A 19,265-nucleotide genomic window follows, 5' to 3' on the forward strand; every position below is an offset into this window, starting at 1 on the left:
CGTCAGGGTCCAAATCACATGACCACAGTTCTCCAAAGTTTCGTCGCCGGCCGCTGGATCGGTCTGCAAGCTGCCCAAGCCCTTCACAGCGCCATCAATGGCCAAGAAGTGGCATTTGCCCATGCCGAGTCACTCGACTTTGCAGAGGCCCTCGCATACGGCCGAACCACGGGCCTAGAGGGTATGTTGGCCATGGATTTTCAACAACGCGCTGCCGCTTTGCGCGCTTTGGCCAAATATTTAGGCGAACGCAAAGAAGAGCTCTACGCCATTTCAGCCCACACGGGTGCGACCCGCATCGACTCCTGGGTAGACATTGAAGGCGGCACAGGCACTTTGTTTGCCTATGCCGGTATGGCCGCCAGTGAATTGCCAAGTGGCAATTTGATTCATGAAGGCCCGGTGGCTTCTTTGGGCAAGAAAAATACTTTTGCGGGCACCCATATTTTGGTACCCCGTGGTGGTGTGGCTGTGCACATCAATGCTTTTAACTTTCCTGTGTGGGGCTTGTTGGAAAAATTCGCGCCCACCTTCTTGGCCGGTATGCCTTGTATCGGCAAACCAGCAACCGCCACCAGCTACCTCACGGAAGCTTTGGTGCGCATGATTGACCAATCGGGCATCTTGCCCAAGGGCGCCTTGCAATTGGTCATTGGCAGCACCGGAGATTTGTTAGATCGCTTGGAGGTAGAAGATGTGGTCACCTTCACGGGCTCAGCAGACACGGCAGCCAAGTTGCGCGTCAATGCTAACTTGGTTCGCAACAGCATTCCATTCAATGCAGAAGCCGACTCTTTGAACTGCGCCATCTTGGCCGATGACGTCACACCCGATGACGAAGAATTTGATTTGTTCGTCAAAGAAGTGGTGCGAGAAATGACGGTCAAGGCCGGTCAAAAATGCACCGCCATTCGCCGCGCTATCGTGCCGCGCAAACACCTAGACGCAGTGGCAGAAAAAATCAAAGCCCGCTTGTCGAAAGTGGTGGTGGGCGATCCTTCCGTTGAAGGCGTCAAGATGGGTGCCTTGGCTTCCAAGTCACAACAAGCAGACGTTGCTGAGCGTGTGGCCATGCTGCGCCAAAGTGCCGAGTTGGTTTGCGGTGGTGATGCCAATTTCAGCCTGGTGGGCGAGGGCGTGGCCAATGGCGCGTTCTTCCAACCTACTTTGCTTTTGTGCCAAAAACCCATGAGCACCGACAGCGTTCACGACCTTGAAGCCTTTGGTCCAGTCAGCACGCTGATGCCCTACGACAACATGGAAGAAGCCATGGCTTTGGCCAAGCGCGGCAAAGGCAGCTTGGTGGGATCCTTGATGACTAAAACCCCAGAAGTTGCAGCCCAAGTGGTACCCCGCCTGGCAGCCAACCACGGCCGATTGCATGTGCTTGACCGTGAATCTGCGGGTGAATCAACAGGCCATGGCTCACCTTTGCCATCTTTGAAACACGGCGGTCCCGGCCGTGCAGGCGGGGGTGAAGAGTTGGGCGGTATTCGCGCAGTCACACACATGATGCAACGCGCTGCGGTGCAGGGTTCTCCCACCATGCTGACCGCCATCACGCGTGAATATGCACGCGGTGCCAAGGTCATTGAAACAGGCACTCACCCCTTCAAACTTTACTTTGAAGAGCTACAAATTGGCGAGTCCTTATTGACCGCCTCCAAGGTTATTGGCGAAGCCGACGTCAAAGCCTTTGGTGAACTCACGGGTGACATGTTCTACATGCACTTTGACGACGAGGCGGCCAAGGCTTCTGCCTTTGGCAAACGCATTGCACACGGCTATTTGGTTTTGTCAGATGCCGCCGGTTTGTTTGTGGTGGCCGAACCGGGCCCTGTGTTGGCCAACTACGGCTTGGATACTTTGCGATTCGTCAAGCCAGTTGGCTTGGGTGACAGCATTCAAGTTCGCCTGACTTGCAAACGCAAAATTGATCGCAACAAAAAGGACGCCAACGGGCAAGGGCAGGGCGTTGTGGCATGGGATGTCGAAGTGACCAACCAAGACAAAGAACTGGTGGCCAGTTACGACATCCTGACTTTGGTTGCCAAAAAGCGTTAAGCCAAGTTGACACTAAATCCCCACGATTCTTAAGCCTAATTGGCAGGCAGCTTGGCAAATCAAGCCGCTTCATTTCTAATAGGCGCATCGTTGGGGAGTAGCTAAATTCCTTTGTGTTCAGTGAAAAGCGCGGATTCATTTCCGGCAGCACGAAGGAATCAACAAATCGTCATTACGGAGTATTTACTCTCGGTTTGTTGGGCATATAACTGATTCATAACAAGCAAAGCAAGACCTTCGATCTCTCGTGCCACAAGTGCGTCTAAAGCATTTGTGACTTGTTCGGATCGTTATTGAAGGTCTTTCATGGAATTGTTTTCAGTGCCATGGTGGTCAGCGTTGTTGGCCATCATTCTCATCGACTTGGTTTTAGCTGGCGACAACGCCATCGTCATTGCGCTTGCTGCGCGCAACCTCCCACCTGAACATCAAAACAAAGCCATCGTCTGGGGAACCGTCGGTGCCATTGTGGTTCGCTCTGCCATGACGGTGGGCGTGGTGTGGCTGCTCAAAATACCTGGCCTCATGCTGGTCGGCGGCTTGGGCCTCTTGTGGATCGCCTACAAGCTCATCTCAGACACTTCTGAAGACGAGCATCAAGGTGTGGGTGCTACCACATTCTGGGGCGCTATGAAAACCATCATCGTGGCAGATGCGCTCATGGGCGTCGACAACGTGTTGGGTGTCGCAGGTGCAGCCAATGGTTCTTTTGACTTGGTGGTCATTGGTTTGCTGATTAGCATTCCGATCGTGGTGTTAGGTAGCAAGTTGGTGTTGCGCTTGGTCGAAAAATGGCCCGTGATCATTCACCTTGGTGCCGCTGTTTTGGCTTTCACTGCTGCGCAAATGATCATCAATGAAAAGTTACTCGATCCTGTGTTTGATGGCGGCGAAACCATCAACAACTTGGCTCGTGGCGCCACTTACATCGTGGCTGTCGCTGGTGTCTTGGCAACAGGCTGGTGGGCGACCCGCAAACAGGTGCAAGAAGAATCAGAGACGCAATCCATCTAATCAATTTTTTAACCAGGAGAAAAATAATGGAAACATTTATTGTTTACATAGACGACAAGCAATATGCACTCCAACAAGTTATACCAATGCTGCCAGCGAGTGAACAAACACCGCAGGCTGCAAATTGGATTTTGATTGGATGCCCGCCTCGCTTGAATCGACATACAGGTCGTTGGTTGACTCATACTGCACAAAAAAAATGGCGCCAAGAGTGGACGCAAGAAACGACCGCTGAATTGGCTCAAAAACTTGAAGGTGGTGGCAACACTGTCAGCGTTCGAGTTGCGCACGGTGCTTTGTCGGAGTTGACCAAACAGATCAAGGGTGAAGTGGGCCTCGCGCGCGTCATTGATGCTCGCCGCCCCAAGCTATCTGTTAATTTGGATCCTGTTACCGCAGAGCAACCACAAGAAAAGTCCACGTGGGCTTTACCCAGTGGTGTCTTGGCAATGAGTGCTGCCATTGTGATGGCCAGCGAATAAGTTATTTAGGCGCCCACAAAAAAGCCCCTCAAGCGTTTGCTTGAGGGGCTTTTTTCATGGAATCAAGATTGCAATGATGCAATCTTGTGTGCTTACATCGTATCGATGAAGCTGCGAAGCTTGTCGCTGCGGCTTGGGTGCTTCAACTTGCGAAGTGCTTTGGCCTCTATTTGACGAATGCGCTCGCGCGTCACATCAAACTGTTTGCCCACTTCTTCCAAGGTGTGGTCGGTTGACATTTCAATGCCAAAACGCATGCGCAGCACTTTGGCTTCGCGTGGTGTGAGGCTGTCCAAGATGTCTTTGACCACATCGCGCAAACCAGCTTGCATGGCGGCATCGATAGGCGCCGTGTTGGCGCTGTCTTCGATAAAGTCACCCAAGTGGCTGTCGTCGTCGTCACCGATGGGCGTTTCCATGGAGATCGGCTCTTTGGCAATCTTCATGATCTTGCGAATCTTGTCTTCAGGGATTTCCATCTTCTCGGCCAAGATGCTGGCATCGGGCTCAAAGCCAAATTCCTGCAAATGCTGACGCGAAATACGGTTCATCTTGTTGATCGTCTCGATCATGTGAACGGGAATACGGATGGTGCGGGCCTGGTCCGCAATAGAGCGGGTGATGGCCTGACGAATCCACCATGTGGCATAAGTGGAGAACTTATAACCACGGCGGTATTCGAACTTGTCCACGGCCTTCATCAAACCGATGTTGCCTTCTTGAATTAAATCAAGGAACTGCAAACCGCGGTTGGTGTACTTCTTTGCAATGGAGATGACCAAGCGCAAGTTGGCTTCGATCATTTCTTTCTTGGCGTGACGTGAGGCACGTTCGCCAGCGTTCATGCGCTTGTTGATGTCCTTGAGTTCGTCCAAAGGCACCACCACGCTGGTTTGCAAGTCTGTCAGCTTTTGCTGCAAGTCTTGCACAGGTGGAATGTTTCGGCCCATGACGGCACTCCAAGGCTTGCCAGCTGCCGCTTGTTTTTCAATCCATTTCAGATCAAGCAAGTGGGAGGCAATGCGTTGGTTATTCTTGTCACGACCGCTGAATTCGGCAATGAACATCTCTTGGGGGTATCCGCACTTGTCCACAATGATGCGACGCAATTCGCGTTCTTTTTTACGGACATCGTCCACATGGCCACGCACCATGTCGCACAGCTTCTCAATGGTTTTGGCTGTGAAACGAATGGTCATCAGTTCGTCAGACAATTCCTTCTGGGCTTTTTGGTAGGCAGGAGTGCCCCAGCCTTCTTTGGCAGAAATTTTGTGAACTTTTTCGAAGAGTTCAGTGATGCGGTCAAAGCGTTCCAAGGCTTGGTTCTTCAGTTCTTCCAATTTCTTGGTGAGGGCTTTGGAGCCGCCTTTGCCGTCGTCGTCATCCGACTCGTCAAATTCGTCGAAGTCTTCCTCGGCCACATAGTCGTCGGCTTCGTTGATGTTGGAGAAACCATCGACAACGGTGGAGATGACGATTTTGCCTTCGCGAATTTCACCAGCCAAACGCAAGATTTCTGCAATGGTGGCGGGCGATGCGCTGATGGCGGTCATCATGTCCATCAAGCCGCCTTCGATGCGCTTGGCAATTTCAATTTCGCCTTCGCGTGTCAGCAACTCGACGGTGCCCATTTCGCGCATGTACATGCGAACGGGGTCTGTGGTGCGGCCGAACTCACTGTCGACTGTAGACAAAGCGGCTTCAGCGGCTTCTTCGGCTTCTTCTTCCGTAGAACCTGTGGGCGCGTTGTCTGTGATGATCAGTGTTTCGGCATCGGGTGTTTGTTCGTAAACAGCCACACCCAAATCGTTCAGGGTTGCAATCACCACCTCAAGAGTTTCTGCGTCGACCAACTTGTCGGGCAAGTGATCGGAAATTTCGCCGTGGGTCAGGTAGCCACGAGTTTTGCCCAACTTGATCAATGCCTTCAGGCGTTGACGGCGTTTGGCCATGTCTTCTTCGGACAAAACCGTTTCGTCCAATCCAAATTCTTTCATCAAGGCGCGTTCTTTGGCCTTGCTGATCTTCATGCGCAGGGGTTTGACTTTTTCAGTGGACTCTGGAACGGGCTCACCAGCCAAATCGTCTTCGATGTCACTGAGGTCTTCTTCTAGGGGCGCAGCACTTTCGGCCTTGGGCTTGCGGCCGCGTTTGGCACCCGTTGACTTAGCGGGGTCAGGTACGCTTGTTTTGCTAGGCTTGGCTTCGGGAGCGGCCTTGGCAGCGTCTTTGGCCTTGATTTTTTCTTCTGCTAGTGGGGCTTTTTTGTCAGCCTTCTTATCCACTGGTTTAGCGACTGGCTTAACAACAGCTTTAACAACAGGTTTAGCAGCAGACTTGGCTGCTGCCTTGGTCGCTACGGGCGCTGCTGCCTTAGCCGCAACTTGCACGGCTGGTTTTTTGGCGGCGACAGGTGCTGCCTTTGCATTGGTTTTGACAGGGGGCTTGGAAGGCGTCGATTTTTTTGAAACGGGCACTGAACTGACTTTCTTGGCCGGCGCAGATTTGACAACGGGCTTGGCAGCAGGTTTGGCGGGTGCTTTGGCAACTGGCTTTGCAGGTGCTTTGACGATTGCCTTGCTGGGTGTTTTGACCGGTGTCTTGGCTTTGGCTGGACTTGTTTTTCCGTTTGTTTTGGCAACGGGCTTGGCCATGGGCTTAGCCGATGGTTTAGCAGGTGCTTTGACAGCGGGCTTGGCTGATTTTTTGCCAGAGGCGGCTTGTGCTTTGACGGGCTTCTTCGGCTTTTGAGCGGGCATGATGGACCTCAATACTTCAAACTGGCTAGGAAACAAACGCTGCGCCACAAACTTCTGGCGCGAGAGGAAATGCAAACAAAGACCTGCGAACAGATCACATGAGGTGCATTGGTTTTAGAGGCAAGATGTCTGGGCGAACATTTGGAGTGCAGTCCTTGCGGTAATTTGGCCGTCCCTGGAGGGGAGTTGCGCTGAGGCTTTGGCCGGGTCCGGAGGTGCTGCTGTCGCTCTTGCCTGAGGGGTGGATTATACCCAAAACCCCCCAGCAAACTCAATGAATTTATGAATTCATCAGGGTGCGGCGTCTCTGCTGCAGGGCACGCCACCTGTTCAAGGCCTCAGGGTCTTGACTGGTTTCGACGGCTTTCAAGGCCTCGGTTTCAAGTTCTTTAAGGCGGTCCATCAGCATCATGTTGAGCAATAAACGCAGTTCTTGATGGGCCTCTCCTGGCTCAAAGTCTGGGTTGGTGCCGGGTTCTGAGGGAACGTGTTCTGCCATGAGTTTTTGGGCAAAACTTGAAAAATCTTGGGATTTGATTTCTTCTTGCAAGGTGCCCCAAGCAAGTGGACCATGGTCATGAAACTGGCTTTCAAGCCAACGCATCAATTGACCGTGTTGGCCCGGTAAATCGCACAACATGCCATGGTCTTCAGCCGACAGACTGTCCCACAAAGCCATGTTGGACAAAACCAGCCGAATAGCATGGTCGGCCCTGCTTGCAGGTTGCGTTCTGGGACCTAGAGAAGCACCACTCGAATCGTTTGTGCCTCCCACTAAGCGCCATTTGCCTTGGGCGTCTTGCTGCCAGGTTTTGCCATCTGGCCGTGCCCTGCGGCCAGAGCCGTTGCTGTACGCATTGCGATTGGGTTGATAAGGGGAGGGCGAAGCCTCTGGGTCATAAATTGCGTTGGTGTTGGCAGACGCACCCATCGGGGGAGTCCCAGACGTGGCTTGAAATCCGCCAGCGGGACGGCTATTGGGCGCATTGCGTGGCTGGCTTCGGGCTGCTTGCGCTTCAGCTTGTTGCAGCCACAAACCGGCCAATTCTGCAGGATCGAGTTGGATGAGTTGCGCCAATTCGGACAGCAACTGGCGTTTCAGGGCCCCATCTGGCAAGGCGCGCCACAAAGGGCTGGCGTTGCTAGAGAGGTGGGCTCGGCCTTCGGCAGATTGAAGGTCGCAGTCTTCTGAGGCCACTTCAATTAAAAACTTAGACAGAGGTGTGGCCTGTGCCACACAACTTGAAAAAGCCTCAGAGCCCTTTTCACGAATGTAGCTGTCGGGGTCGTGTTCCTGAGGGAGAAACAAAAACTTGATGCTGCGCACATCAGAGGCGTAACTGAGGGCGCCGTCTAAGGCTTTTCTGGCGGCACGTCTGCCAGCGTTATCGCCATCAAAACTAAAAACAACCGAGTCCGTGAAGCGGAACAATTTTTGGACATGGTCTGGCGTACAAGCCGTGCCCAAGGTGGCCACTGCATTGGGAAAACCCCATTGCGCCAAGGCCACCACATCCATGTAGCCTTCGGTGACCAGTACATAGCCTTCGGCATGAATGCTGTCCCTGGCTTCAAACAAGCCATAAAGTTCCCGGCCTTTGTGAAAAACGGGCGTTTCGGGGGAGTTTAAATATTTGGGCGTGCCGTCTCCCATGACGCGGCCACCGAAACCAATACATTCGCCCTTGATATTTCGAATGGGAAACATCACACGGTCTCTAAACCGATCGTAGCGTTTGTCATCGTCTTCATTCACGATGACCAGCCCAGTTTCAACCAGCAGGGGGTCGTCGTAATTTGGAAAAACACTGGCCAAGCTGCGCCAACCCTCAGGGGCATAGCCAAGGCCAAAGCGTTTGGCTATTTGACCCGATAGCCCACGCCCTTTGAGATAGGCCACAGCTTGCGGCGCGCTTTTCAGGTGTTGGCGATAAGATTCACCCGCTTTTTCAAGCATGTCGCTTAGGGTGGTTTGCTTTTGTTTTTGCTCAGCCGCTTTGGCGCGGTCTTGAGGTGACACATCGTCTTCTGGCACGGTCATGCCTGTTTGTTGCGCCAAGTCTTTCACGGCTTCAATGAAGGTCATGCCTGCATGCTCCATTAAAAAACCAAGGGCATTGCCGTTTTTGCCACACCCAAAACAATGAAAAAATTGCTTGGTCGGACTGACGGTAAAGCTAGGAGATTTTTCACCATGGAACGGGCACAAGCCCATGAAATTGGCGCCGCCTTTTTTCAGTTGGACATAGCGTCCCACCACCTCCACAACATCAACGCGGGAAAGTAATTCTTGAATGAAAGACTGAGGAATGGCCACAGGTCTATTTTCACTCAAGTTCAGCCTGACTTGGCCAAAAAAAAGCCCCGCATTGCAGGGCTTTTTCTCGAAATTCAAAAATCAAGGAGATTTCTTTTTGGCCTTTGGTTTTTTCTTTTTGGCAGTTTTCTTGGCGGCCTTGGGGGCCTCAGCGGCAGGCTTGCTTGCGGGTGCAGCAGCAGGTGCTACTGCAGGCGTTGGGGATGGGGCAGCGGCGGGTGCGGCTGGCACAACAGGTGCAGTAGGTGCTGCAGTTTGAGCGACAGAAACCAAAGCCAAAGTGCTAAGAGCACTGGCAACGATGAATTGATGCATGAAACTTCCTTCAAAAAACATGACCTTTTGAGGATACAACGAATCAGAAGCAGTTCAGTCTGATCTCAGTCAATATTAAAGGCATGAACATCAAATTTCCCTGATTTTCGATCCTCAAAATAATGCTTTAAAGTTTCTTGGACGGTTCGGAATGCAAGTTCATCCCAAGGAATTTCTGCCTCAGAAAACATTCTGGCTTCTTGCGTTTCAAAGCCAGGATTAAATTCTTCGTTCAGCAGTTCAGCCAAATAGTAAAGGTGAACCTGACCCACGCGGGGAACGCTCATGACGGTGAACAAATTGCCCACTGTGAAATTGGCGCCAGCTTCCTCGGTCGTTTCGCGCGCTGCGCCTTGTGCCGTACTTTCTCCCAATTCCATAAATCCAGCAGGCAAGGTCCACTTGCCTTTTCGAGGTTCAATGTTTCTTTTGCACAGTAAGACTCGTTGGCCTAAATAGGGCACGGTACCCACCACGTTGAGTGGATTTTCGTAATGGACCAAATGACACGCGCTACAAACAGCGCGCTCTTTGGTATCGCCATCATCGGGAAGTCGATACAAAACTGCCGAGCCACAGGCTCGGCAGTGTTTGATCAATTGGCGCTGATAGCTCAAGCTTTCTTGGCCGGTGACTTGGCCGCAGGTGCTTTGGAATGTTTTTCAATCAAAGCGCGGGCCGTGTCCAACAATTTGCGGCCATCGAAGCCACGCTTGTTCATGTCCTCGATCCACTCCACTTCAAGCGCGCGTGATTTGCGACGGAACTCTTGCGCTTCTTGTGTGCCCACCGTAAAGATGGTGTTGTTGCGGTCGGTGGCTGACTTGCGGCCTGGAATGTCACCTTCTTGTTGGACTTTGCCTAGCCAGCCAGATGTTTCAAGACCCGAGTTGTTGTCGATGATCTTCTTTAAATCGGCTGGCAGTGAGTTGTACTTGGCCTTGTTCATGGTCATCACAAACGTGGTGGTGTACAAGCAGCCACCTGCAGGGTCAAATTCTGCGTGGAACTTGGTCAGTTCGTTGACCTTGACTGCAGGCACCACTTCCCAAGGAATGACGGCGCCATTGATGGTGCCTTTTGACAATGCGTCGGGAATACCAGGCAAGGGCATGCCCACTGGAATGGCGCCCAGGGCGCCAAGCAATTTGGTGACTTGACGCGTAGGGGCGCGCATTTTCAGACCCTTCAAATCCGCCACAGTTTTGACGGGCTTGTCTACGGTGTGAATGGCACCGGGACCATGAACGTGCAATGCAATGATTTGCGTTTCTTTGAACTCATCGGGAGCCATTGTTTGGACATATTCCCAGTACGCTTTAGAGGCGGCTTCGGCATTGGTCATCATGAAGGGCAATTCAAACACTTCAATGCGTGGGAAGCGGCCTGCTGTATTGCCGGGAAGGGTCCAAACGATGTCAACCACACCGTCGCGTGCCTGATCGTAAAGTTGAACGGGTGTACCGCCCAATTGCATTGCGGGATAGGCTTCAAACTTGATGCGGCCACCGGATTCTTTTTCAACCTTGTTCATCCATGCTTTGTGCATGTTGAGCCACACATTGGATTGAGGGGCCATGAAAGTGTGAAACTTCAAGGTGACGGTTTGCTGAGCAAAGCCAGTAATGGCGGGGGCGGCAATGGCAGCTGCAGCGCCTGTCTTGAGAAGTGAACGACGTTTGATCATGGAAATCTCCAAATAATTATGAAGTGAATGTTAACGGATGATTGATTGAAATTCTGAAATCAGCTTAGGCAACGTATTGAATCAACCATAGGGAAATCCCGGGGAAAAACAGCAACAACAGAGTCCGGATGGTGTCGCTGATTAGGAATGGCGTGACGCCTTTGTAGCTTTCAGAGATAGGCACATCTTTGGCCATGCTGTTGACCACATAGACATTGAGCCCCACCGGCGGTGCCAACAAGCCAAAGCCGACAGTCATCAAAACCATGATGCCAAACCAAATGGCGGTGAGCTCTTTGCTCATGCCAAAGTCCAAGCCCATGATCATGGGAAAGAAAATTGGGATGGTGAGCAAAATCATGCTGAGCTCATCCATCACGGCACCCAGAATGACGTAGAACAGCAGAATGGCAGCGACCACCATCAAAGGTGCAAGCCCCCAGCTGTTGACCACCGCCGCCAATTGATTGGGTACTTGGGTGAGTGCCAAAGATGAATTCATGACATCGGCGCCAATGAAGATCATGAAGATCATGGCCGAACTTTCAGCCGTGGCATAGAAGCAAGTTTTGAATTTGGCCCATGTTATTTCGCGCTTGATAAGGGCAGCAATAAAGGTCGATGCGGCACCAACGCCTGCCCCCTCAGTGGGTGTGAAAAAGCCACCGTAAATGCCGCCAAAGACAATCACGAAAACGCTGGCAATGGGCGCTACGCCTTTCAATGCAGCGATCGAAAACTTTTCAATGTTGTCATCGACTTCGGGTGCTTGACCTGGCACCAAGCGAACATAAATGGCTATGGCAATCATGTAACCCAGCATGGCAATGATGCCAGGCACCATGGCGGCTGCAAACAATTTGGCAATGTTTTGCTCAGTCAGAATGGCATAGATCACCAGCGGCACAGAAGGCGGAATCAAAATGCCGAGCGTGCCACCGGCTGCCAAAGTGCCGGTAGACAATCGACCTGAATAACCGTGCCGCTTCATCTCTGGCAACGCAACACCTGTGATGGTCGCTGCAGTTGCAACAGAAGAGCCGCAAATAGAACCAAAGGCAGCGCTGGCCAAAACGGCCGCCATGGCCAAGCCGCCTTTGAAGCGACCCATGACGCTGGCCGCAAATTGAAACAAGGCCTTACTGATTCCCCCTTGCGTGGCAAAGTGCCCCATCAAAATAAACAGGGGAATGACTGACAAGTCATAGCTGGCAAACCGAGCAAACGCCAAGTTGTTGAGAAAGTTGGAATAAGGTCCCCAGCCGGTTTGGATGAGGTAGCCCAAAGTGCCTGCAGAAAACATGGCCACAGCAATGGGCACACGAATGGCCATGAGGACCAGCATCGCGCCAAAAATAATGAGACACAAATTAAGGGCGCTCATGCGGATCCCCCTTCACTGATCGAAAACTTCTCGCCCATGATGGCTTGCGTTAGAGCAATGACGGCGCTCAAGGCCAATGGGGGTGTCATGGCGGCATAAACAATCCACTCTGGAAACCCCAACATCATGGAGCCAGATTGTGAGGCCCATGCATTCATGCCGCCCAGGTAGGTGCGCCAGGTCAGAAGCGCAAAGGCTGCCGCCATGAAAAGTGCGCCCAGCCTGTCCAATTGCGCCACGGTTTGTTCACTGGCCTTGGCTGTGAAGAAGTCAACAATGATGTTGGCTTTTTTAAGTTGGCACAGAGGCATGAACAAAGCGATGGCGGCGCCGGTTGCAACGCCAGTGAGCTCAAAGTCGCCGGTGATGGTGTCGCCTGTGGTGTTTCGGCCTATCAGGCTGTAGCAGGTCATCAGGGTAATGAATGTGAGCAATGCACCGGACAAAATGCTACAGAGCTTGGCCAGTTGTTCAAGAATTTTCAATGAGAGTCTCCTAATCGCAAAACAGATGGGCTGAGTCACAGCCCATCTTTTGCACGGCCTTATTTGGCCGGATTGACCTTGACAGTCAAAGTACCCAAGCCAGCAACTTTGCCTACCAATACATCGCCTGCAACCACCGCGGCAACACCTTCTGGCGTACCTGTATAAATGAGGTCCCCAGCTTGTAATTCCCAAGCGCTGGACAAATGTTCAATGGTTTCTGCCACGTTCCAAATGAGTTTGGATACATTGCTTGACTGACGCACAGCACCATTGACTGAAACATCGATGTCTGCGTGATTGACATCGCCAGCCAGTGCTTTGGGCGTGATGGGACCTATGGGCGCTGACTCGTCAAAGGCCTTGCCAATGCACCAAGGGCGACCTTGTTTTTTCATGTCGTTTTGTAAATCGCGACGCGTCATGTCCAAGCCCACTGCGTAGCCATAAATGTGCTTTTCTGCATCGGCTGCTTTGATGTTGCGACCACCCGTGCCAATGGCCACCACCAATTCGATTTCATGGTGGAAGTTTTGAGTCAGGCTAGGGTAGGCCATCTGACCCGTTTCGTCTTCGTTCACCACGACCAATGCATCAGCTGGTTTCAAAAAGAAAAATGGGGGTTCACGGCCTGTGAAACCCATCTCTTTGGCATGCTCTTCGTAATTGCGACCCACGCAATAAATGCGTCTGACTGGAAAACGTTCAGCCTGACCTAGAACGGGCACAGAGGGTGTTGGTGCAAGTTGAAAAACAAAACTCATGGGAACCTTTCTAAGTTTGAACAGTTATCGGTTGAAACGATGGTTTTCGTAAGTATACTTATTAACGGAGGCACTTTCCCAAAAGTATTGAATGTAACGCCTATGACTCAAAGTTTTGATTTTGCTCAGGCCCCTGGACATCTTGTCAGAAGAACCCATCAAATTGCGGTGGCGCTCTTTATGTCAGAGTTAAGTGGCGAAGATGTCACGCCGGTTCAATTTGCCATTTTGAATGCTGTGATGGACACACCCGGTGTCGACCAAGTAACCTTGGCTGGCAGGGTTGCATTTGATGCGGCTACATCAGGGTCTGTGATTGGTCGCTTGGAAACCAAGGGCTGGATTCGACGTGAAGCAGATCAGGCCGACAGGCGCCGCAAAATATTGTGGTTAACGCCTGCAGGTCAAGAGGCAACAGTTCAAATGAAACAAGCCGTTGAGCGAGTGCAGAGCAAATTGTTGTCGCCGCTGAGCGAGGACGAAGCACAAACCCTGACAGCTTTGTTGGCCAAAGTGGTGGCCAGCCATGATGTTTGATCAGCTTTTGTAAGTTAATTCAAAGTGCTCGACTGAAGGCGGTGCTGCAAAGAAGGGGCCCACAATGGCGCGCCATTCTGTGAACAAGGGAGACTCCCTAAAGCCAATGGTGTGATCTTCCAGCGTGTCCCAGAAAATTTGCAAGACATAACGGTCTGGACTTTCAATGCCATGATTGACCTTGGCACCCTGAAAGCCTTTGGCACGAGCGATGACAGTTTTGAGGCCCATTTCAATTGCTTGTTCAAATTCAGTCTGTTGGCCTGGCTTGATGCGAATGTCAGCAAGTTCGAGAATCATGATTTACTTTCTAGGTTGAGATGTTGAGATGCTCACTGGGCTATTTTAGTGGGGGGTCAAGCAGACATTTCAACTCTGCGCTGTTTGGCCGACCATAAAACCAAAGAGACAAAAGCCACGCTGACCAGTCCGAGTGCAAAACTGCTGGTGGTCCAAAAAGTGACCACCTCTGGCCTTGCTGGCCATCCCGCAAAGCCTTGGTAAGCCCAAACATAAGCACCGTAGAGCCCCACGCCCCAAAGCATGAAGCAGTAAATGATGAGTGGCAAGACCGTCATTTTGTAGCATCGCAATATAAAGACACTGACTGCTTGTAAGGCGTCCATCAAATGGTAGAAAGCGACCCACACTAAAACCACCGAAGCACTTGCGACAACAGCCGTATCTGTCGAAAAAAGTTCGGCCAGTGCTTGGCTGAAATAGGCCAGCGTGGCACTGCACGCAAGGGCCAACAACAATGCCAATTTCAGTCCCGTGTGCGCGGCCTGCTCGGCAAACCTGGTTTGTTGTGCACCCATCCAGAAACCAACACGGGCACTGCTGGCAATGCCCAAAGACAAGGGCACCATGTACAAAACAGTGGCCAAGCTGGTGGCGATTTGATGGCTGGCCGCAGCCACAACACCTTGCCGAGATATGAACAAGGCCATCATTGTGAAGGCTGTCACTTCCACCATCAATGACAGGGCAGACGGTATGCCCAACTTCAAAAATTGTCGGATCGTTGACCAATTCGGCGGTTCTATGCGCTTCCAAATTTGATAGTCAACATAAAGCGGTAGATGACGCAGATAAAAAATACCCATGCACATCAGCCAAACATTCACAATCAAAGTGGCCCAAGCGCAACCCACAACACCTTGCGCAGGGATGTCCCAGAAGCCTAAGGTCAGGGCAATTGAGAGAGGGATCTTCAGGCCCAAAGCGGCAATTTGCAGGCCTGTGACCCACATTGGTTTTCCCAAACTTTGGTTCAAAGTGGCGTACATCCTAAACAACAAGGAGGGGCCCACCGCTGCGGCCAAGATTTGCAAATAGGCGCGGACATCCGCTTGAAGTTCAGGCGGAACTTGGGTGTATTCCAACCATGGATCTGGATAACACAGCGCCAAGGTGCCCACCAAACTCACAAATGCACACAAATACAAGGCTTGTCGGACAGACCTGCCCAATGCTTTGTGATCACCTGCTCCGCGAAGTTCTGACCAAACTGGAAGAAGGGCTTGCATCAGGCCATTCAGCGCCACATAAATGCTGATGTAAATGGACGATCCGACCGATAAAGCCGCTAATGCAGAGGCGGCATACCTGCCTGCAATCAGGGTGTCAGCAATGCCGAAAGCCATCACAGCCAGTTGCCCCACTAAAACCGTTGAGGCGTGACGAAGAATGGTCCGAGCTTCAAACATTCAAAGGCTTAGTCTTATTGGACAACAATTGGAGACGCAATGGGAGCAATAAGAGGCTCAGTGGGTTTTTTTCTGTACAAAACGATGTCTTCGTTGTTGTCTGTGGGGCGACGTACAGTGGCATGCTGAACCCAAAGAGAAAGGTCCACATCCTTGGGCAGCGCCGAAATAGATTGCGTATCGACAATCAACCATGGGCATTCTGATGTGGGGGTTGTGGTTGTTGCTTGCTTAAGGGGGGCAGGCATCAATTTCATTTGGCCATGAAATTCAAAAGCTGCACCTTGGGCCCGTGTCAAACCATAGAAATGCACGCATTGTGTTTCGCCCATCATGCTGCCGACCTTGGCCACCAGGGGGGCATAGCTTCTTGCAAAATCAAGCACGGGCAACCAAAGTGTCATGATCAAAAGCCAGCACAAAGTTGCGCCGCCCGCTGGCAAGGCCATGCTTTTCCACAGCACGGGTTGGTGGCGTCCTGTGCGCCATTTGACCAAGTTGGCCCAAGCAAAAGTTGCCAACAGGGCAATGCCCAATGCAATGGCAGAAAACTCTGGAACAAAGCCCGGCGCAAGTCGACTGACGTTGATAGCTGGTTGCGCGGGTACACCAGTGTGCATAGACAACCAAACCGTCCAAATGATGATGGCGCCAGCGCTGAAAAATAGCAGCGTGAACCAATCAAGAAAAGCGGCCACACTTCTTTGGAGTGTGGGTAAGGCAAAGGCGGCTAGTGTGGCCAGGGCAGGCAGTGCCAAAAGCAAAGATCGATCATTCAAGCCCGAAAGTAAAGTGCTACCGATGGCCACCACCGCGAACCAAAGTGGCAGGGATAAATGCGGGTTGGCAAAAATATTTTTGAGTTGGTATCGCCACCGCCACAAGGTCCAAATTGCAAGTGGCCAAGCAGGCCATGTAAACCAGAGCATCAGGCGCATCATGGATTTAATTTCAAGCATTTGCGAGAAGTTCAAACGCCACCGCCAAAGTCCTAGTGCACTGACAACCGCAGCGCAGGCCAAACAAATCAGAATGATCCAGGCAACGTCGATGCGCCGCACTCTTAAGGAAGATGGTTTCTCGGCATCCAGCGCCATGATCAAGGCACCGCCGACACCCAATACCATGGCCAATGCGGGTGCGCCTGACAGCGCCATTCCGAGGATGGCAAAACAGGCGCTGCACAAACCGATCAGTCTTTTGCGACTTAAATTTGCCAAGGCAAAAAAGAGCAAAGTCGCAAAGGAAAGTTGAGCCAAAGCTGGCGTGGCTTCGTGGGACAGTCGCGCCAAACCCAAACACGCCAACAAGGCCAACAAACCACCATCGGCAACGGCTCGGGCGTAGTCAGCGGGCCGAGCCTCACCGCCAAATGCAAAGGCAACAGGTTGTGCGGCAGGGCTTCGTGCCAAGGCATAAACGGCGTACCAAGTTGCCGCCAAGCTAAGAGCCAATAGGCCCATGAAGGGCAAATGGGCGGCCACATCCAGAGGTACGCCAGGCGGTGCAAGTTGGATGGCCCATGCACCCAACCAATAGGGCAGCAGTGCAGCGCTAGGATCGATTTGCTGAAGCAAGGACGGCTTCAACCAGGAGACAGCTTCGGGTCCATACGCTTGAGCCAAATGCAACATGAAGCCAAAAGCTTCCATGTCGTCTGCTTTCCATGGCGTCCGTCCGACAAAGCCAGGCAGGATGTAAGCCAAACACAGTGTCAACAAGACCCAACGAGGCAGGCGCCTGACGGCACTTTGCGCCACGATAGCGGGGTTTGAACTTGAATTGGGGGTAAGGCTTGTCACAACTTGAAAGATAGCAGAGAAACGCAAAAAAATGGCAAGTTCATGGCCACCAAAAAACAAGGGCAGGCCGGTTGCCCGGGCTGCCCTGTTGGGTCACGATGTGACGTAATCCGAAATTACTTGGCCACAGGCGTTTTGCCGAAACGGTTGCGGAATTTCTCGACGCGGCCGCCCATGTTGTCGACAGATTTTTGGGTGCCTGTGTAGAAGGGGTGTGATTCGCTGGAGGTATCCAGTTTGAACAAAGGCAACTCGCGGCCGTCGTCCATTTTCACCATTTCTTTGGCATTGACGCAAGAACGTGTAACGAACTTGAAGCCGTTTGACAAATCCAAGAAGCAAACTTCTCGGTAGTTGGGGTGAATGCCTTCTTTCATGATCTTTTCCTTGAGGTCAGTTGCGACAGCCGCCCATGGACCATTCCAGGGTACTTTTCGCGAAAAACGAGATTATGGCATGAAATCAATGACTTGCATGCCAAATTGAGCTTGTAAAACCTGCTTTTAGCCGCCGCGACGCATCATGTCGAAGAATTCGACGTTGCTCTTTGTGGCTTTCATGCTCTTGAGCACCATTTCCATCGCTTCGATTTCGTCCATGTTGTACATGAACTGGCGCAGGATGCGGGTCTTTTGCAGGACTTCGGGTTGCAACAACATTTCTTCGCGGCGTGTACCGCTGCGGTTCAAGTTGATGGCTGGGAACACGCGCTTTTCGTACAAGCGGCGTTCCAAATGGATCTCGCAATTGCCGGTGCCTTTGAATTCTTCAAAGATCACCTCGTCCATCCGGCTACCGGTATCGACCAAAGCGGTTGCGATGATGGTCAAGCTACCACCTTCTTCCACATTGCGAGCCGCACCAAAGAATCGCTTGGGGCGTTGTAATGCGTTGGCATCCACTCCACCTGTCAAGACCTTGCCTGAGCTGGGCACCACGTTGTTGTAGGCGCGTGCCAAACGAGTGATGGAGTCGAGCAAGATGACCACGTCTTTTTTGAGTTCAACCAAACGCTTGGCGCGCTCGATGACCATCTCGGCCACGTGCACGTGACGGGCTGCGGGTTCATCAAAGGTGGAGGCAATCACTTCGCCGCGCACCGTACGCTGCATTTCGGTCACTTCTTCGGGGCGCTCATCAACGAGCAACACCATGAGGTGAACGTCTGGATTGTTGGCAGTGATGGCGTGAGCGATGTGCTGCATCATCACGGTTTTGCCTGACTTGGGCTGGGCCACGATCAGGGCGCGTTGGCCTTTGCCTATAGGCGCAATGATGTCGATCACACGGCTGGTGATGTTCTCTTCGGCTTTGATGTCGCGCTCAAGACGCATCTGAATGTTGGGGAACAAGGGGGTCAAGTTCTCAAACATGATCTTGTGCTTGTTGTTCTCTGGCAAATCGCCATTGACCTTGTCAAGCTTGGTGAGGGCAAAGTAGCGCTCGCCGTCTTTGGGAATGCGAACTTCACCTTCAATCATGTCGCCGGTGTGCAGATTGAATCGGCGCACTTGGCTAGGGCTGATGTAGATGTCGTCGGTGCTAGCGGTGTAACTGGTATCGGGGCTGCGCAAGAAGCCAAAGCCGTCTGGCAAGATTTCCAAGACGCCATCTGCAAAGACTTGTTCGCCTGCGCGAGCGCGCTTTTTAATGATGGCAAACATCAATTCTTGTTTGCGCATGCGGCCCGTATTTTCAATCTCAAGAGCGTCGGCTTGCTTGAGGACTTCAGACACGTGCAGTGCCTTGAGTTCGTTTAAGTGCATGGATTTACCTGCGTAAAACAACCCTGGTGGGTTGATGTCAAAAAAACTGGGGGAGGAGGAAACCGAAATTTCAAACGTCTAGAAACCAAAGCCTGGAAAGATGCGTCAGAGGGGATAAGCAGACGCTGGGGGCTTTTCTAAGTTTCTATCTTGAAACTGTGATGTACCCTTTTGGGAGAC

At 52.0% G+C, this 19,265-nt stretch carries 18 protein-coding genes; 5 read left to right on the forward strand and 13 right to left on the reverse strand.

Going from position 1 to position 19,265, the window contains the following annotated elements:
• Nucleotides 1-18: 18 nt before the first annotated feature.
• The 3 genes from paaZ to AMM03_RS10600 all read left to right on the forward strand — a co-directional run bounded on the left by paaZ (nt 19) and on the right by AMM03_RS10600 (nt 3,560).
• Nucleotides 19-2,064 carry a phenylacetic acid degradation bifunctional protein PaaZ gene (paaZ, locus tag AMM03_RS10590; RefSeq protein ID WP_090131379.1) on the forward strand — a complete coding sequence of 682 codons (2,046 nt, stop codon included), beginning with the start codon at nt 19-21 and terminating at the stop codon, nt 2,062-2,064.
• A 306-nt stretch (nt 2,065-2,370) separates the two neighbouring features.
• Nucleotides 2,371-3,078 (forward strand): TerC family protein, encoded by a 708-nt coding sequence (locus tag AMM03_RS10595; protein ID WP_090131381.1) that lies wholly within the window; start codon nt 2,371-2,373, stop codon nt 3,076-3,078.
• A gap of 26 nt (nt 3,079-3,104) precedes the next feature.
• Nucleotides 3,105-3,560 (forward strand): hypothetical protein, encoded by a 456-nt coding sequence (locus tag AMM03_RS10600; RefSeq protein ID WP_090131383.1) that lies wholly within the window; start codon nt 3,105-3,107, stop codon nt 3,558-3,560.
• Nucleotides 3,561-3,652: 92 nt separating this feature from the next.
• On the opposite strand, the gene rpoD is transcribed toward AMM03_RS10600, so the two are convergent.
• Nucleotides 3,653-5,845: an RNA polymerase sigma factor RpoD gene (rpoD, locus tag AMM03_RS10605; protein WP_228764653.1), complete on the reverse strand. Its 2,193-nt coding sequence runs from the start codon at nt 5,843-5,845 to the stop codon at nt 3,653-3,655.
• Between rpoD and AMM03_RS14310 the strand changes: the two genes are divergently transcribed.
• Entirely contained in the window at nt 5,826-6,311 is a 486-nt protein-coding gene (locus tag AMM03_RS14310) for a hypothetical protein (protein ID WP_228764654.1), read from the forward strand. The two genes, rpoD and AMM03_RS14310, sit on opposite strands and share 20 nt — an antisense overlap.
• A gap of 288 nt (nt 6,312-6,599) precedes the next feature.
• On the opposite strand, the gene dnaG is transcribed toward AMM03_RS14310, so the two are convergent.
• The 7 genes from dnaG to AMM03_RS10640 form a co-directional block, all read right to left on the reverse strand.
• Nucleotides 6,600-8,636 (reverse strand): DNA primase, encoded by a 2,037-nt coding sequence (gene dnaG / locus AMM03_RS10610; RefSeq protein ID WP_090131597.1) that lies wholly within the window; start codon nt 8,634-8,636, stop codon nt 6,600-6,602.
• Between the two features lie 81 nt (nt 8,637-8,717).
• Entirely contained in the window at nt 8,718-8,951 is a 234-nt protein-coding gene (locus AMM03_RS10615; protein ID WP_090131599.1) for a hypothetical protein, read from the reverse strand.
• Between the two features lie 65 nt (nt 8,952-9,016).
• Nucleotides 9,017-9,568, reverse strand: a complete 552-nt coding sequence (locus tag AMM03_RS10620) for an NUDIX hydrolase (protein ID WP_090131385.1) — start codon at nt 9,566-9,568, stop codon at nt 9,017-9,019.
• On the reverse strand, nt 9,565-10,638 hold the full coding sequence (locus AMM03_RS10625; RefSeq protein WP_090131386.1) for a TRAP transporter substrate-binding protein: 1,074 nt from the start codon (nt 10,636-10,638) through the stop codon (nt 9,565-9,567). Before AMM03_RS10625 ends, AMM03_RS10620 begins: the two co-directional genes overlap by 4 nt.
• Nucleotides 10,639-10,702: 64 nt before the next feature.
• A complete protein-coding gene (locus tag AMM03_RS10630; protein ID WP_090131389.1) occupies nt 10,703-12,022 on the reverse strand; it encodes a TRAP transporter large permease in 1,320 nt (439 codons plus the stop codon).
• The gene (locus AMM03_RS10635; RefSeq protein ID WP_090131391.1) at nt 12,019-12,507 is read right to left on the reverse strand and encodes a TRAP transporter small permease; all 489 of its coding nucleotides are present in this window, start codon (nt 12,505-12,507) and stop codon (nt 12,019-12,021) included. The genes AMM03_RS10630 and AMM03_RS10635 overlap by 4 nt, the downstream gene beginning before the upstream one ends.
• Nucleotides 12,508-12,566: 59 nt before the next feature.
• A complete protein-coding gene (locus tag AMM03_RS10640) occupies nt 12,567-13,271 on the reverse strand; it encodes a fumarylacetoacetate hydrolase family protein (protein WP_090131393.1) in 705 nt (234 codons plus the stop codon).
• 180 nt (nt 13,272-13,451) lie between these two features.
• Between AMM03_RS10640 and AMM03_RS10645 the strand changes: the two genes are divergently transcribed.
• Nucleotides 13,452-13,808: a MarR family winged helix-turn-helix transcriptional regulator gene (locus AMM03_RS10645; protein ID WP_228764655.1), complete on the forward strand. Its 357-nt coding sequence runs from the start codon at nt 13,452-13,454 to the stop codon at nt 13,806-13,808.
• On the opposite strand, the gene AMM03_RS10650 is transcribed toward AMM03_RS10645, so the two are convergent.
• The 5 genes from AMM03_RS10650 to rho form a co-directional block, all read right to left on the reverse strand.
• A complete protein-coding gene (locus AMM03_RS10650) occupies nt 13,809-14,108 on the reverse strand; it encodes an antibiotic biosynthesis monooxygenase family protein (RefSeq protein ID WP_090131396.1) in 300 nt (99 codons plus the stop codon). It abuts the gene before it with no gap.
• Between the two features lie 56 nt (nt 14,109-14,164).
• Nucleotides 14,165-15,517, reverse strand: a complete 1,353-nt coding sequence (locus AMM03_RS10655; protein WP_090131398.1) for an MATE family efflux transporter — start codon at nt 15,515-15,517, stop codon at nt 14,165-14,167.
• A gap of 14 nt (nt 15,518-15,531) precedes the next feature.
• Nucleotides 15,532-17,319, reverse strand: coding sequence for a hypothetical protein (locus AMM03_RS10660; protein ID WP_194942854.1), 1,788 nt, complete (start codon nt 17,317-17,319; stop codon nt 15,532-15,534).
• Nucleotides 17,320-17,435: 116 nt separating this feature from the next.
• Nucleotides 17,436-17,696: a type B 50S ribosomal protein L31 gene (locus AMM03_RS10665; RefSeq protein WP_090131401.1), complete on the reverse strand. Its 261-nt coding sequence runs from the start codon at nt 17,694-17,696 to the stop codon at nt 17,436-17,438.
• A gap of 126 nt (nt 17,697-17,822) precedes the next feature.
• Complete coding sequence (rho, locus tag AMM03_RS10670; protein ID WP_090131404.1) at nt 17,823-19,085, reverse strand: transcription termination factor Rho; 1,263 nt, start codon at nt 19,083-19,085, stop codon at nt 17,823-17,825.
• Nucleotides 19,086-19,265: the final 180 nt, after the last annotated feature.

This window comes from Limnohabitans sp. Rim11 (assembly GCF_001269365.1).
GTDB lineage: Bacteria > Pseudomonadota > Gammaproteobacteria > Burkholderiales > Burkholderiaceae_C > Limnohabitans_A.